This is a genomic window from Planctopirus hydrillae, from assembly GCF_001707835.1.
Classification (GTDB): Bacteria; Planctomycetota; Planctomycetia; order Planctomycetales; family Planctomycetaceae; genus Planctopirus; species Planctopirus hydrillae.
In genome coordinates this window covers 20,982-35,677 of the sequence record NZ_LYDR01000072.1, presented here as the reverse complement: position 1 = coordinate 35,677, position 14,696 = coordinate 20,982, and the positions used below count along the sequence as shown (strand labels likewise).

The 14,696-nt window shown below is 52.6% G+C and carries 12 protein-coding genes; 3 read left to right on the top strand and 9 right to left on the bottom strand.

What is annotated here, in order from left to right; genetic code table 11:
• Positions 1–218: 218 nt before the first annotated feature.
• Positions 219–1,580, bottom strand: a complete 1,362-nt coding sequence (locus A6X21_RS10430) for an MFS transporter (protein ID WP_083233532.1) — start codon at positions 1,578–1,580, stop codon at positions 219–221.
• 346 nt (positions 1,581–1,926) lie between these two features.
• Here A6X21_RS10430 and A6X21_RS10425 point away from each other — a divergent pair, with 346 nt between their 5' ends.
• On the top strand, positions 1,927–2,364 hold the full coding sequence (locus tag A6X21_RS10425; RefSeq protein WP_068847712.1) for a hypothetical protein: 438 nt from the start codon (positions 1,927–1,929) through the stop codon (positions 2,362–2,364).
• A 387-nt stretch (positions 2,365–2,751) separates the two neighbouring features.
• Here the strand turns inward: A6X21_RS10425 and A6X21_RS10420 are convergent, their stop codons facing one another.
• From A6X21_RS10420 to A6X21_RS10385, 8 genes are all read right to left on the bottom strand, one after another.
• On the bottom strand, positions 2,752–3,132 hold the full coding sequence (locus A6X21_RS10420; protein WP_068847711.1) for a cytochrome C oxidase subunit IV family protein: 381 nt from the start codon (positions 3,130–3,132) through the stop codon (positions 2,752–2,754).
• Positions 3,133–3,194: 62 nt separating this feature from the next.
• Positions 3,195–4,250 (bottom strand): cytochrome c oxidase subunit 3, encoded by a 1,056-nt coding sequence (locus A6X21_RS10415; RefSeq protein WP_240490232.1) that lies wholly within the window; start codon positions 4,248–4,250, stop codon positions 3,195–3,197.
• Positions 4,251–4,305: 55 nt separating this feature from the next.
• Positions 4,306–5,286 (bottom strand): heme o synthase, encoded by a 981-nt coding sequence (cyoE, locus tag A6X21_RS10410; RefSeq protein ID WP_083233531.1) that lies wholly within the window; start codon positions 5,284–5,286, stop codon positions 4,306–4,308.
• A gap of 2 nt (positions 5,287–5,288) precedes the next feature.
• Complete coding sequence (locus A6X21_RS10405) at positions 5,289–6,275, bottom strand: COX15/CtaA family protein (RefSeq protein ID WP_068847709.1); 987 nt, start codon at positions 6,273–6,275, stop codon at positions 5,289–5,291.
• A 124-nt stretch (positions 6,276–6,399) separates the two neighbouring features.
• Positions 6,400–8,157, bottom strand: coding sequence for a cytochrome c oxidase subunit I (locus tag A6X21_RS10400; protein WP_068847708.1), 1,758 nt, complete (start codon positions 8,155–8,157; stop codon positions 6,400–6,402).
• A 162-nt stretch (positions 8,158–8,319) separates the two neighbouring features.
• Positions 8,320–9,156, bottom strand: a complete 837-nt coding sequence (coxB, locus tag A6X21_RS10395) for a cytochrome c oxidase subunit II (protein WP_240490230.1) — start codon at positions 9,154–9,156, stop codon at positions 8,320–8,322.
• Between the two features lie 106 nt (positions 9,157–9,262).
• Positions 9,263–10,966 (bottom strand): c-type cytochrome, encoded by a 1,704-nt coding sequence (locus A6X21_RS10390; RefSeq protein WP_083233530.1) that lies wholly within the window; start codon positions 10,964–10,966, stop codon positions 9,263–9,265.
• A 121-nt stretch (positions 10,967–11,087) separates the two neighbouring features.
• A complete protein-coding gene (locus A6X21_RS10385) occupies positions 11,088–11,360 on the bottom strand; it encodes a hypothetical protein (RefSeq protein ID WP_068847705.1) in 273 nt (90 codons plus the stop codon).
• 440 nt (positions 11,361–11,800) lie between these two features.
• Here A6X21_RS10385 and A6X21_RS10375 point away from each other — a divergent pair, with 440 nt between their 5' ends.
• The gene (locus A6X21_RS10375) at positions 11,801–13,027 is read left to right on the top strand and encodes a hypothetical protein (RefSeq protein WP_131818287.1); all 1,227 of its coding nucleotides are present in this window, start codon (positions 11,801–11,803) and stop codon (positions 13,025–13,027) included.
• A gap of 333 nt (positions 13,028–13,360) precedes the next feature.
• Positions 13,361–14,482 (top strand): citrate/2-methylcitrate synthase, encoded by a 1,122-nt coding sequence (locus tag A6X21_RS10370; RefSeq protein WP_068847702.1) that lies wholly within the window; start codon positions 13,361–13,363, stop codon positions 14,480–14,482.
• Positions 14,483–14,696 lie beyond the last annotated feature (214 nt).

The window sequence follows — 14,696 nt, the reverse complement described above, 5'->3', positions numbered from 1 at the left end:
GTCCACAAAATTCGCGAGATTGCCTCGACCAGCGATCGATCTTCCCCAGGCAATTTCCAGCAGTGAAAAACCTCGGCAAAACTCTGAGTGTCCCTGTCAAAAAGAGAATGGATGGCTCGAGGGGGGTAACCCTCGAACCATCCATAGGTAATGGCAAAAAACTCGGGACAACTCTTTGAGTTGTTCAATCAACAACACAACGATCCCGGAAAATGAACTTAAACCTCAGTCATGGGAATCACACCTGCAACTTCAGCCTTAGCCTTTGGGCGGAAGAAAATCAAAAACGCAATGAGAGCCAGAATGACGCCACTTGCGGGAATCAGCCAGAAGGTGGTCCAGTTAATGACCATTTTACCGTCAGGCCCGGGAACTTTACTGAACTCTGCCACATAGCCCGAAAGGATGCTTCCCATCCACATCCCGACGCCATATGTCAAGAAACTGAAGAGAGCCTGACCGCTGCCACGGATTTCCTTGGGGGCCGTGTTGTCCACATGGATAAATCCCGCTGCGAAGAAAAAGTCAAAGCAAATCCCGTGAAGTGCCACTCCAATCAGAACCAGCATGAATGGAGAAGGAATCACCGCGAAGGCATAGCTGACCTTCTGAGCCAGTGTGGCATTAGCCATCAGTTCCGGGCCAGGCCCACCAAAAGCAAAGAGTAGATAACGCAGACCCCAGCAAAACATTCCCAGAGCCAACACCCAGCGCATCTTCATGGTCTTCAGAAACCATGGCAGAAAGGGGAGCAATGCCAATTCCGCAAACTGACCAATCGTCATCGTGCCGGCCACGTCGGTCACACCTGCACCAAGTTCCAGAAATGTGCCAGTAAACGAGTAGTAAAAGGCGAGGACAATTGTGATGAGAAATGACACTAGAAAGAAGACCGCAAACGAAGGATCCTTGAACAGGGCCAGCGCCTTCAGAAATGGAATCCCTTCACCAGCCTTCCCCTGAGGAGGTGTATGGGGCATGACGAGACTGATGACCCCTAGAACAGCTGAAAAACCAGCGGCTAAATAGAAAGGTTTACTGGTCTGAAAGGCTGGTACAGCTTCCGTCGAGAGGACATTTCCAACAAGAAGACCAGCGACAATCCAGCCAATCGTGCCAAACACACGCACGCTCGGGAAATCACGCTCTCCGCTGGGGACATGGGTAAAGGCAATCGTGTTGGAAAGAGCCAGAGTCGGGTTGTAAAGCAGTGCATAGGCCAGCGAAATTCCCCACAGCAGCCAGTATTGCTCCGGGCTCTTGACCTGTGCCATCCAGAAAAGCAGACCAGCACCTGCCAGGTGGCAGATCGCCATAACTTTTTCGCTCGCCAGAAGACGATCTGCTATCTGCCCTGCAAACAGCGTGGCGAAGATCGCTCCCAAGGGCATCAGTGCATACATGGCTCCGACCTGCGGATCGGTAAACCCCAGATGCTTGAGATAATTCCCAAGAATTGTGAACCAACTCCCCCAAACCGCAAATTGCAGAAACATCATGATCGAGAGCTTGGCTCTCAGAGACATGGAAAGCGGTGGCACGGTCGTCGAAGGAGCAGAATCTGTTGTGATGGCAGCCATAGAGCGAAGTTCCTTAGAAATCCATGAAGTCTCCCAGGATCATCCGCGCGAGCTCTGCTGTTCGCAAGTGGGCAACTCCGATTCCTGACGGTTTTCCCTGACTCGACTCTTCGCACAAGATCAACCGCCCTAACAAATCACCCCCGCCTCGCCATGGTCATAACTCTTCAGGCCGACTCACCCCTGAAACAAACTGTCAATCTTTCTAAACACCCCAGACTGCGCAATCTTTACAAAGCGTCTATATTCGTTACAATCCGTACAAGCGGCGTAAACCGCATTATCGCACCGGCTCGTCGCCGATGTGGTCGGATCAACCGGGTGGCAACCCATCGAGGAGACGCAAATGCAGATTTTCAAAGCACTTTGGGATGATTGTCAGGGAGCAGTTCTCTCTGCCGAACTCGTGCTTCTGGGCACAGTCGGAGTTCTGGGGACAGTCGTTGGCTTAAACGCCGCCACAAATGCCATCAACGCTGAGATGGTCGAATTGGCCGAAGCTTTCCGCAGTCTCGATCAGAGTTACGTGGTGCGGGGTCACCAGTCCTGCGGAGCCTGGACCGCAGGCTCATACTATCGGCAAACGCATGTGGAAGAGTCGGTCGCCTCGATCTGTGCCAACGGTGAGATTGACCGCGATGTCCTGGAAGAGCAGATTCGCAGCCAGCGTGGAGAACCTGTCCCTGCTGAAGAACCTGCTCCTCCCGAAGAAATGACACCGGAAATGGGTCAGGGCACCGCTTTGCCTCAAAATGAAATCCGCATCAGCCCACGCGATGCCTGATTTCTCTTGAACCATCGACATTCTCAACGAGTCAACCTCGCGATTTGCCACACGCTCTGTTGCACTCGAAGAGAATTACTCAATATTCCTCGATCGGCTGAAAGTCCTCTTTCAGAGTTCACCCGATCGAGGAATGTTTTTTTCGTCGCCGGACTCTTTCTGATCACCAAACATGTTGTCGGAAACAACGACTGACCAGACCTCCCTTACTGATACGCCACCAGCCTCCAGAACTTCGGTGGCTGACTCTTCCCCCATCCTTCGTGGTCTTCGTGACCTTCGTGGTCAAATCGCATCTTCTTTCGAGTAGTGCGTCACTTGGCGCAGTCGTATGCACCAATCTTTCAGCCATGCTCACATATCATCTGAAAGAAATGGAGAGGAGCGTCAATGTGCGTTCGTAGGCTCGCTGGAATGGTGATCCGTATGGCCATCTGCCTGCATGCGGGCATACTCCCGGCTTTGCCGGGTATCCTGCGGGTAATAGTGCATCCCGACATCTGGCAGTAACGACAGCGGCAATGCCAGTGCCAGCACAATCGTCGGTGCGAGCAAAATATACTTCCAGCCGCTCTCAAACTTCAGATGCATAAAGTAGAGCATCACACAGAGCGCCTTAGCCGTCGCGACCGCCAGCACAATCGCCACAATGATCCGGCGGTCTGCCAGTGAAAGCAGATCAGCGACAACAGAGAGTACTGTCAGTCCGCAAAGAGCGAGAAAAACACGAAAGTAAGTATTTCCGTGCAGATGTGCCATATCAGCCATGTTTCACCAGTTGGAATGACCTCGCTTGAAAAAGCCAGGCATCAAGATCAAATAGCAATGATTTAGATAATGTAGATTAATGGAAACAGGAAGATCCACACCAGATCCACAAAGTGCCAGTACAACCCTACATTCTCGACCACTACGGCATGCCGAAATGCCAGTTTACTACCCATCGCCAGAAGGACCAGAAACATGATCAGTCCAATGATCACATGCAGTGCGTGAAAACCGGTCATCAGGAAATAGTTCGAAGCAAACAGGTTCCCATAGAGTATCGGCACCGCGGGATGAAAGTTTCCCAGCAGCGGCGATAACTCGACATCCTTCTTCAGCGACTCCACAAACGAATTCACGTCAGCAAGTGTGATCGCAGGAAATTGCCCGGGAGTCGGTGAGCTCCGATACTCAATCAGTTGCTCGGGAGTCACCGACATGGCCAGACCAAATCGCACATGATTTTCCAGACTGCTCGCTGCTTCATTCAGGCGCGAAAGCGCCTTGAGTTGTGTAACAGTCGCAGCTTTTCCTGCTGGTGGAGCATCCTTAGGATCGGTTGTCGCGGTTTCACTTCCGGCACTGGCAATACGATTACCCATTTCGGTCCGGCGGTCAGCAGCCGGTGTACCTGGAAAGATCGCTGCGAGCTCACGATCGACGACACGTTGCAGCCGACTCGCTGTGGCGAACATGGCTTCCGTCGGCGTCTCCGGAATTTTGCCCGGAATGATCTCATGCTCGAACTTACCAGCGTATTCGACGGATTTAATCCCTAAAAAAACCAGTCCCAGCAGGAGTGTAAAGGCGATGAACTTACGAGCCTCTTTGAAATTCGATACCAGCATTTTCTCATGAGCGACGACCACAAAGTAGCTGGAGACAATCAGTACGAAGGTGTTCAGTCCACCCAGCCAGACGTTGATATGCGTAATGTGCGGATCTGTCGGCCAGCCCGGAGAACCATTTCGACTGATGATATAGCTACCGATAAAGGCCGAGAAAAACATGATCTCGGTCCCCAGAAACAGCCACATTCCCAATTTGGAATTCGGAATGGGAAGACCCATACGCGGAAGAGTTCCGGCTTGGGAAACAGTCGCTGGTGCTGAGGAGTGCATAGAGTGCAATTTTCTTCAGTGGCCGGGAAACAGGAGAACCCAAATCAGTTCTGTATCAATTCATGGCAGAAAACGACATCGAAAGCAGGCCCAGGTGATCTCCCACCAAGGCCAATAGCACCAGAGGTAAATAGACAATCGATACCAGGATCAGGCGACGGGCAGTCGCTGGTCGTTCATGCCAGGCAAACGCTATCGAAGCCACGAGATAGCCCATCCCCAGCACAATCGCCAGCACAAAGTAGGTCATGCCACCCACTCCCGCCACAACGGGTAACAGGCTGATCGGAATCAGAATTGTGGCATACGCGGTCGCAATCAACCCTGTCACATGAGGCTTTGGCAATCCCATCGGAAGCATCTTCAGACCAGCGAGCAGATATTCATCGCGGTACTTCCACGCAATGGCCATAAAGTGCGGGAATTGCCATAAAAAGAGAATGGCAAAGAGCGAGAACGAAGCCAGATCCAGATTCGCACCGGCCGCTGCCCAACCAATCACCGGAGGTAACGCTCCAGGAATCGCACCGACTGCTGTACAGATCGGCGAAACTCTTTTTAATGGTGTATAAACACCGACATAAAGTGCCCAGGTAGCGGCTGTCAGAATGGCCGTCTGGATGTTGACCATCGCCACGAGTATTGTACAGCCGGCAGATCCCATGAGCAGACCAACCCCCAAGGCTTCCCACGGGGACATTCGGCCTGCCGGCAACGGACGATTTCGCGTCCGCCGCATGCGACTATCGGTTTCCTGCTCCAACCACTGGTTCAAAGCCGAGGAGGCCGTAGAAACCAGGGCCACACCGGCCCAGGTCCAGAGCAAAACGGCCCAGTCCCAATTCTCGCGAGGCGCCAGCGTGTAGCCGACAGTGACCGTAATCAGCACCATCACCGCAATTCGCGGCTTGGAGATTGACAGCCAGTCGGTCAGCCGGCTTCCCAAAGCATCGATGCGGGTTTCATCGAGCACAATACCCTGTGATGAATGCTGTGGAATCGAAGAGTTCGGTAACAGCGGGGAGTTCTGCGACATCGTTAAACGGCACCTCCAGCAAGTCGGCTGGAACCATCGAGTGGGGTTGTCAGCGAGCTATTGCGAGTTTTTGTTTCCACGGTCGCTTCTGTCACTGGAGCGTGGACTGGGGCTGTCCGAATCAAGCGTGCGATCATCACACCCAATCCCATAAAACCCAGTACAGCTCCCAAAGTGTGGAGCGATCTCAGAGCACTCAATGCTGACGTCTGTTGAATGGCAACGATCCCGGCATCTGGCCAGCCATATCGAAACAGCCAGGTCCCTAATCCAATCAGAAATTGACCATTAACGAGGAGCAGCATCAGATTGGCCCAACTGCTGAGCCACGGATGATGAAGCCGGCGGATCAATACCCAGGTGATCGCAGCCACGCCCAGAACGACAAAGGCAAAGTAGGGATGATCTCGCCAGGCATGAGCTGCTCCCAGATGTCGGAGCATCCCTCCCAGAACCGACTGCAGAAAGAAGACCAGACAAAGCACAATGGTGGCTGAAAACGCCGCCCGGGTTCGAGTGCCTGTCGGCAATCGCTCAACATTCGCCCAGCGAGGACTCATGACTGCCACAGCGATCGCCATCACGGTAAAGACCCAGCAGGCAAAATTCCCATGGATCATGGCCAGAACTTTACTTACCTGACTGACACGCATCCCCCCCAGCAACCCCTGGGCAATCACCAGTACTAAAACCAAAGTTGCCAGAATGCGGACAGCAGGTCGTTGTGGTGTCAGAAAAGCTGAACCGCATAGTAGAAGTGCGAAGAAACCTGTCAGCATTCCTGCCAGACGATGCCCGTGCTCCAGAAACTTATCTGGCTCCCCAATCGATTGCAGCCAGGGGTAAGCCAACATGCTGTAGCCATCCGAAGTCGGCCAGTCCGGAAATGCCATACCAGCATCGACAGTCGTCACGACAGCCCCCATCGAAATGAGAGGTAACGCCGAAATCAGCGTCAGCCACGCAAATATGGAGGGTAGATTTTTCATAATGGCACTCGCCTAAAATGGAACATAAATGTATCGACGGATGATGCTCTCTAAAAATCTCTATTGAAAGGCTTGCATAATTCTTTAAACGCAGAAATCTCTTCAAACGCAGAAATCAATTGAGTTAATGTCCCTGAGACTGATCGGGCCGTCGAGGCATATACTCTGTCTGTGGTAAATAATCATTCTCGCCAGAGACAGGCGAGCTGTATTCGTAAGGTCCATGATAGACCACAGGCTGCACATCAAAATTCCCGTGTGGCGGTGGCGAAGGTGCCTGCCACTCCAACCCGTTCGAATTCCACGGGTTTCTTCCACACTTCTTGCCGAAGAAAATGCTCCAGCCGAAGTTAAACAGCAGAATGAACTGGGCAAACCCCATCACAATTGCCGCATACGTCATGAACTGATTCAGCGGCAGCAGATGCTCCAGATAAGGGAAGTGATAAGGATCGGCATACCTTCTGGGCATGCCACCAATCCCTAACAGATGCATGGGGAAGAACGTGCAGTTGAAAGCCGCAAAGGTAATAAAAAAGTGAATCTGCCCCACGCGATCACTCATCATGCGACCGAACATTTTCGGAAACCAGAAATGGATCGCCGCAAAAATCCCGAACAATGTCGATCCGAAGAGGATGTAATGAAAGTGAGCGACAATAAAGTAAGTATCATGGATATAGACATCGACAGGAACAGCGGCCATAAAAATGCCCGAAAGTCCGCCCGTAATGAACATCGAAACAAAAGCCGCGCAGTTTAACAGCACTGTATTAAACTGGAGCTTTCCACCCCACATTGTACCAATCCAGTTGAACGTCTTGATGGCTGATGGCAGCGCAATCAGGATCGTCGAAACCATGAACGTCATGCCGACAATCGGGTTCATTCCACTGGTAAACATGTGGTGACCCCAGACAATGAATCCCAGGCCGGCAATTGTCGCCATGGAAAAAATCATCGGCTTATAGCCAAACAGCGGCTTGCGACTCATACATGCCAGCATATCACTCACCATCCCCATGGCTGGCAGTAACATGATGTAAACAGCCGGGTGCGAGTAGAACCAGAACAAATGCTGCCACATCAGTGGTTGCCCACCACCCACAGTTGCAGGAGCGTTATTGACAACCAGCCCGCCCGGGATAAAGAACGTGGTTCCGAGCATGCGGTCAGCCAGCATCATAAAACCGGCTGCAGTCAGGACAGGCAGAGCAAAAGCCTGAAGAATTGCGGTAATAAACATCCCCCAGATCGTCATCGGCATGCGGAATAATGTCATGCCCGGGGCCCGCATATTGATAATGGTCGTCATATAGTTGATCGACCCGAACATTGAGCTGAAACCGACAAATGTCAGCCCGAACAGCCAGAGTGTTTGTGCAAAGCCTGAACCTGGAGCCGCTTGTGGAAGAACCGCCAGCACTGGATAAATCGTCCAGCCGGCCGCCGGGCCGCCATCATAAGCAAACGACAGCATGAAACAGCCAATGGCTGGCCACATGAACCAGTAGCTCAGCATGTTGAGTGTCGGAAAGGCCATATCTTCGGCACCAATCTGCAGTGGGATCAGAAAGTTGCCAAAAGCGCCCGCCAGAATGGGGATGACCACCAGGAAGATCATGACGGTCGCATGCATCGTAAACAGCATGGTGTAGGCTTCGGGAGTGATCTGCCCGCCATCTGTGCGAAAGAGCATATCCCCCAGAATTGGCATCCGCTCCCACGGCCACGCCAGTTGCCAGCGCACACCCAGAGCCAATGCTCCGCCAACCATCAGCATCAGCAGAGTGGTGAATAAGAACTGAATACCGATCACTTTATGATCGGTTGAGAATATATAGCGACGAATCCAGCCCGGCTGATGATGCACAGCGTGCATTTCATCTCCAGGAGGGATCGATACAGCCGGTGGTGTAATGGTCGCACTCAATGGTACGTCCTTTTTCTATGTCAACTGACAAACGAACTTTTGCCAGCCATTACGGGAACGTTGAAAACAATCTCAGTCACTCAATATCAGAGGTAAATCGTCCAGCAGAACTTAAGGAGTCGAAGTCTGGGCTTGATCAGCGGCTGTACTTTCCGCTGGGCTGGCCGATTGGAGTCCGTCATCTGCCTGGAGCAGCACCGCTTCCTGCTTCCACTTTTGAAATAACTCTTCTGAAGTCGCTAAAACTCGGGCCTTCATTTTGTAGTGGCCCCAACCGCACAACTCAGCACAAACCAGGTCATAACTTCCCGGCTGAAGGGCATCGAACCAGACAGGAATCACAGTTCCCGGCAAGGCATCCTGTTTGATGCGCAGCACAGGGACAAAGAACGAATGCTGAACATCGCCGGACCTCAAACTGATGGAAACCGGCCTGCCCACCGGGATCCTCAGGTCGTTGACTGTATAAACATCATCGGGCTGAGGCATGGGCATCAGCGGCTTCCCGGGAGCGGGATAACGAATACGCCATTCGAATTGACGGGCAGTCACTTCGGCAATCGCTTCAATTTCCCCCGGGGCATAGTTACGCATGCGGAACGCCGCCCAGACATCCATCTGATAGATGGCGATAAACAGCAGCACGATCCCGGGAATCACCGTCCAGATCACTTCCAGGGTGTGATTACCATGGGAGTACGTCGCTTTCTCGTGGGCAGGTTTAACAGCCCCCTTCCAGAGTACATAACCCAGTGCAATCTGAGTCCCGACGAAGACAATACTGGTAATCCACAAAATGATGTAAAACAGCCCGTCAATCCGGCGGCCAATGCTCGACATCGCTTCGCCAGTATCCGGAAACCACCAGCCCAGTGACGGCGCAGCAAGGCACAGCGCCACTGCCAGTGCTGCCCAGCTCATAAAGTAGATTGACCAGAATCTTGCCACAGAACATCAGCCTTTAATTGGCAAAAAATCGAACTATTATTTTACAACTCAAATTGAAAACTTAACGACTTCTAATCACTTCGACTTATTCCCACTCTCAATTCAACTAGCTGGCAGGAGTTGCCGGGTCGGCACTGCTCGTCTTCTCAATCTTCGTTTCCTGAACTTGCGCTTTGTCTGTTGCCGGTAGTTTCTTTATCGAGGATTCCGCATCAGACAGACTCGTTCCATTCGCAGTGAATTCGACACTCAGGACAAAATTCACCAGATCCCAGATCTCATCATCTGTTAAAGTCACGCCACCAAAGGCGGGCATAGGTGTGCCCTTAATCCCCGCATACAGCCTGCGATACAAATCGACAGGACGCCGTCCTCCTCGATAAATCCCTCGTGTCAGATCACGGGCTGGCAGGAGATTCCCCCAGAGATCATGCAGGCCTGGCCGTGGATAATTTCCATCGCCAGAAGGCATTTTCCAATACTCAAAGTTGGCTGGACCATCCCCTCGGCCCTGTGCACCATGGCAGGTGTAGCACTTGGTCTTATCAGAGAGATAGAGCAAACGCCCTCGCTCACGAGATGCCGCATCATCGGGAACGCGCGCTTTGGCAGGGGTAATCACACTCTCGGGGGTTTCAGCCCGTTCCCAGGCAGAGACCAGAAAGTCAGCCGTATCTTCGACAACCCCCTGATAATCGGTTTCGAAAAACTCAGCAAAGTCCTTTTGCAGTGCATCCACTGCAGGCGTGATTGGTGCTGGAGGTTCAGCCTTCTCACCCTTGTTGAGTGCTGCCTGATAGGCAGCTTCACCTTGAGCATATTCGGCTTTTAAATCCTTGGTGGAAAAATCACCCAGGTCGTCTGTAATTCGCTTTTCCATCTCTCCTCGAATTGAGAGCCAGCGAACATACTCGATGACAGCCTTCTTCTCGGTAGGATCCATCAATAAAAACGAAGGCATGTATGTCCCTGGAATGCCATCGTCAAGGATACGCATCAGATCATCGCGCGTGACACGCTCCGAAGCCTGTGTCGAAGTGAACTTGAAAATCCCGTCGCGATAGTCTCGCGGCGGTGGTTGCATATATTTAGCCGTCGGCCCTTTTCCATCGCCTGTCGATCCATGACAGTGCATACAGTTTCTTTGATAAACAACCCGGCCTTGAGCCAGCAGGCCACCATCATCGATAACCAGCGCGTCACCGGCGGCAATCTCGCCGGCAGGCTTGCTGGAAGAGGACGATTCTTCCTGTGATTCTTCAGCAGGTGCTGATCCTGCTTTTCCCTCGAGAGCAATTGAAACCTGCCGGGTGGCTGCATCGAACGCTGTAACTCGGTCCCCCTGAAAACCCTCACGAGCACCGCTGATCCAGCGAACAGGGGCTCCCACTCGCAGATTCTTGACCACGTCAGACTGATTACCGAAGGTCACCACCATGACCGCCTTGGCAGACGAACTGGCCTTCGCATCCAGAGATTCGACAGTGGCTTTTGCCCCGCCGAAATCAATCACATTCAGGCGATCCCACACGACGAGATTGTCAGGAGTTCCAAAGTGAGTCAGCAGAGTGTGCTCGACGGCTTGCCGGGCATTTGGCGCCAAGAGAGTGGTTGAGGTCCGAGGGGTAAATTCGACAGCGGGATTCGGGCTACACCCTGCGGCTGCGAGCAATAACATCGCACCACAAGCCAGGGAACGCAGCAAACCTGCCAGATGCCACGAATCCTGCAGTGTGCCACAGCCAACTGGCTGGTCAGCAGTTTTCGCAAGAGAGGCGAAAGGCATCGATTTCAACAGGCTGTCAGGCATGGCGGAGTCTGTAAAACTTAAGGGGTGAGCAGGTGGGCGTTGTCAGCAATCAATTTCAGGAGAATGAATGGTGCATATTCTTGATCAATCGATTGCGTTTCATAAACTCAATCGACGTCAGTCATTCTGAGGAATCAGCAGCTTTCGTCGAAGTCGATTGATCATTGGCAGATGCCGCATTGGCAGGCTGGGGTGTGGTCGCGATCACTGGTGCAGCCACCTCGGCGGGTGGCGGAATGACATCTTCCGCAATTCTTCTCACTGTGGGGACTTGAGTAGCACCACCTCCACAACCCATCGTGCAGCTGAACATCATGCCCAGAAGTACGAGGAAGTTCACCTGAGATCGAAACCAGCGAGAATGACTGGCAGCCCAATGGTCATCATGCAGCATGCAGAACACTCCCCTGTCGATAGATCAACGTCAGTCGAATTGTTGGATTGTGGCCTGTCGAAAAATCAGTGACAACTGATTGTGACTGGCAATTGCCATGTTTCCCAAAGCCAAGAAGTTTTATATCGTCAATTCGGGCGAATCTGGCGGCTGTGAACTCGACTGAAGACATAATCTCATCTGACGTTGCGCAAAATCTCAAACGAGGATTTCCCTGAATCAGAAAAGGTGGCATGTCGCCCCGGGCAGTCTTTTTCGCTCTCAGAAGTCACCTTCTTCATTGACCTGGCAGCCAGGCGCTCACGAGAAACACCGTAACTCACTACTGAATAAGACTTTAATCACATACAGGCCGATCGAGCAGATGTTCAGCCTGTGCATCACAAAAACGCAACGAACTCTAATGGCTGTCATCCACCGGAAACAGGATTATCTCTGCCATGAACTTCCACCCACTCTCCAGACCGCAAAGAGATTCTGTGACTCCGCTTACGTTGATTCAAACATGGCTGGCCGGAATCGTTTTCTGGGTAGCCATTCTGATCCTCGGCACGAATTCCCATAGCGTATTGGCTGCCCATTGCCCGTTTTGCCCCCCATCTCAACCCACCTATGCCGAACATCTGGCCAATAGCGATGTGGCCATACTGGTGCAATGGAAAGGCCAGAAGGTGCATTCTGAACAGGAAGCCACGACAACTTTCGAGATTGTCGATCTCCTCAAAGGGGACCCGAAGGAGTGGAAAAAGGGGGGGGAAGTCTCCGTCCCTTATGCGCGAGATGGACAACCAGGCGATCTCCTCCTCCTCATGGGACAGGCCGATGCCAGTCCGAAAGAAAAAATCACGAATTGGCTTCTCGTGCAAGAAGTCAATGAAGTGCTTTATGGATACATTCGCAAAGCCCCCCCACTCGAGGAGAAGAATGCCAGGCGGCTGGAGTTTTATTGGCAGGGGCTTGAATCTCTCGATCCGGAAATCGGAAACGATGCTTTTGCCGAATTCAGTCGGGCCACCTATGCCGATGTCGCCTCCATCAAAACCGTTTATCAACCCGAGAAACTCCGGCAATGGCTGCAATCCGAACAAGTCCTACCTGTTCGTAAAGGTCTTTATGCCATGATGTTGGGGCTTGTTGGCAATCGCCAGGACGCCACCTGGATGCTTGAAGAAATCCTGCGTCCTGTCGAACCTCAGGAAACACGCCTTGGAATTGACGGCATGATGGCAGGCTTTGTCCTGCTCGAAGGTCAGACGGGCCTCGAAAAGATCTGCCACGCCAAACTCGACAACCCTCAGACTTCACCTGCCGAACTCTACGCCACCGTGAATCTACTCCGTTTCCTCTGGGAAGAGAATCCCCTCCATCTGCCACCCGAGATCCTCCGCAACCAGCTACGCAAATTATTAACTCACAGAGAATTAGGAGAAGTTGCCCTCGTCGACCTGGCCCGCTGGAAAGACTGGGGAGCCTGGCCCATGATTCAAGCTCAATGGGGGCAGAACGCGTTCTCGAACACGACAGGAAAACAGAAAATCATCCAGTTCGCCCAGACCATGCTCAAAGACCAGAACTGGGGTGATCCCCAATCCCGCCAAGCCGTTCAAGACTTTATCGACCGGAATCCATTGCCCAAATCTCCATTTCTGCCTCTACCAACCCCCTGAAAATTTGACACTGCACCCAATGAGTAAATCTCTCCAGTCGACGGGGAAAGAAAGTCAACCCTCTTGATACTTGCAAAAGTGCATGATCAGGAAGTCTGGTCAGCCCCCTTTCGTGTGGATATGATCAATTTCGGACAGTGGTAACAGAGAGTCTCTGCCCACAGACTGTTTTGTCGAGAGAGATCGATTTTCCGAGAAATCAATGGTGGCTGCGAAATCATCGATTTCTATCTACGCCTGAAACTGAGTTTGGGAGATACTGCCGGTTAAGTCAGGGCTGACCATTCGGGTCGCCGCTCAAATTTGTGCTCTTCCGTTTCGGATTGGGAATTCATGGCATCGCGACCACTACAGCTTTCTCCAGGCGAATTCGTCGTGGGCGATACCTCGATCACGGTGAAGCAACCGTCATTGCAATATCGTGGTTACCGTGTCGAAGATCTGTCGCGCGATGCTCAATTTCCTGAGGTCGCCTGGCTGCTCATCGAAGGCTCATTACCCAGTCCTGAAGAACTGGCCGATCTCGAAGCCGCACTTTCGGAAGATGGCCGCCTGGATGACGAAGTCACCACCTGGCTGGTCAATCTTCCCATGCATGTTCCCGGTCTTGATGCCTTAAGAACAGCCGTCAGCCTCACGGCGACGCTCGACCCTCAGGCTCAGGATAATTCACTGGCTGCTCAACGCGAAAAAGCCTATCGGCTCCTCGCACGCTACCCGATTATGGCTGCCGCTGTGGCTGGCGGTACGTTACCAGACGACGCCGAATACCACTCAGAACTCTCGTATGGTGGAAATTTCCTTCGCCTCGCCTCAGGCATTGAGCCACGCGATGAACATTCCATGGCGATGGATGCACTGCTGATCACTTCCGCCGATTTCGAATACGAACCCAGCACTCTGGCAGCACGCCTGGCGGCTGGCAGTCGCGTCGATGTTCTGGGAGCCATGGTGGCCGCCTTGAGCATCTTCTCCGGTGAATGCCCACTCGATGAAGCCCGCGCGATTGCCGATCTGCTGGATGCAGTTCATAGCCCGGAAATGAGCCGCGATCTGATTCACAGGCTCTGGGAAGAACGAGCCATTCTTCCCGGCTTCGGGCCCCGCATTCCCCGCGGAGGCGATGCCCGTGTCTGTGTTCTCAGCGATTGGGCCGATCAACTCTCCGATCAGCCCGATTTTGAGGTCTGGGAGGAACATGCCGACTGGATCGAAGCCGCCGCCTGGGAAGTTGCCGAACAAGGGCCCACACTTCTTTGGGCCGTCGTCAGAATGATGAAGTATCTTGGATTACCAGTGGATGCTGCTCCCGTCGTGATTTCCACCGGACGCGTCGCCGGTTGGATGGCTCATTATATGGAACAGATCCGCACCACCTGGAAGCTGAGACCCCTGGGAGCCTACATCGGGCCGACCGACTTGCAGTTCCTCCCCGTTGATGACCGCAGTAATTGATCACCGCCGTAACTAATCACCACAGTGCCTGACAACAGTAGAGCCAGATGATGGGAACACAAATTTTCAGAAAAGATTTTCCCCGATTTCATGCTCCTAAAGAGTAATGGAATGGTTCCTTCATCGCTCGATTGAATACGAAAACGAACTCCCCAGCCTTCACAACCATTACGTCACGATTTCCTTCCAAGAGTCTCCACGAAGAAAGCCCACA

Excerpts from the sequence above, each read along its gene's own strand:
- A6X21_RS10400 (WP_068847708.1), bottom strand. The coding sequence starts at position 8,157 with ATGCACGCTGTGCATCATCAGCCGGGCTGGATTCGTCGCTATATATTC.
- A6X21_RS10405 (WP_068847709.1), bottom strand. The coding sequence starts at position 6,275 with ATGAAAAATCTACCCTCCATATTTGCGTGGCTGACGCTGATTTCGGCG.
- A6X21_RS10425 (WP_068847712.1), top strand. The coding sequence starts at position 1,927 with ATGCAGATTTTCAAAGCACTTTGGGATGATTGTCAGGGAGCAGTTCTC.
- A6X21_RS10370 (WP_068847702.1), top strand. The coding sequence starts at position 13,361 with ATGGCATCGCGACCACTACAGCTTTCTCCAGGCGAATTCGTCGTGGGC.
- A6X21_RS10420 (WP_068847711.1), bottom strand. The coding sequence starts at position 3,132 with ATGGCTGATATGGCACATCTGCACGGAAATACTTACTTTCGTGTTTTT.
- A6X21_RS10390 (WP_083233530.1), bottom strand. The coding sequence starts at position 10,966 with ATGCCTGACAGCCTGTTGAAATCGATGCCTTTCGCCTCTCTTGCGAAA.
- A6X21_RS10385 (WP_068847705.1), bottom strand. The coding sequence starts at position 11,360 with ATGCTGCATGATGACCATTGGGCTGCCAGTCATTCTCGCTGGTTTCGA.
- A6X21_RS10415 (WP_240490232.1), bottom strand. The coding sequence starts at position 4,250 with ATGCACTCCTCAGCACCAGCGACTGTTTCCCAAGCCGGAACTCTTCCG.
- A6X21_RS10375 (WP_131818287.1), top strand. The coding sequence starts at position 11,801 with ATGAACTTCCACCCACTCTCCAGACCGCAAAGAGATTCTGTGACTCCG.
- cyoE (WP_083233531.1), bottom strand. The coding sequence starts at position 5,286 with ATGTCGCAGAACTCCCCGCTGTTACCGAACTCTTCGATTCCACAGCAT.
- A6X21_RS10430 (WP_083233532.1), bottom strand. The coding sequence starts at position 1,580 with ATGGCTGCCATCACAACAGATTCTGCTCCTTCGACGACCGTGCCACCG.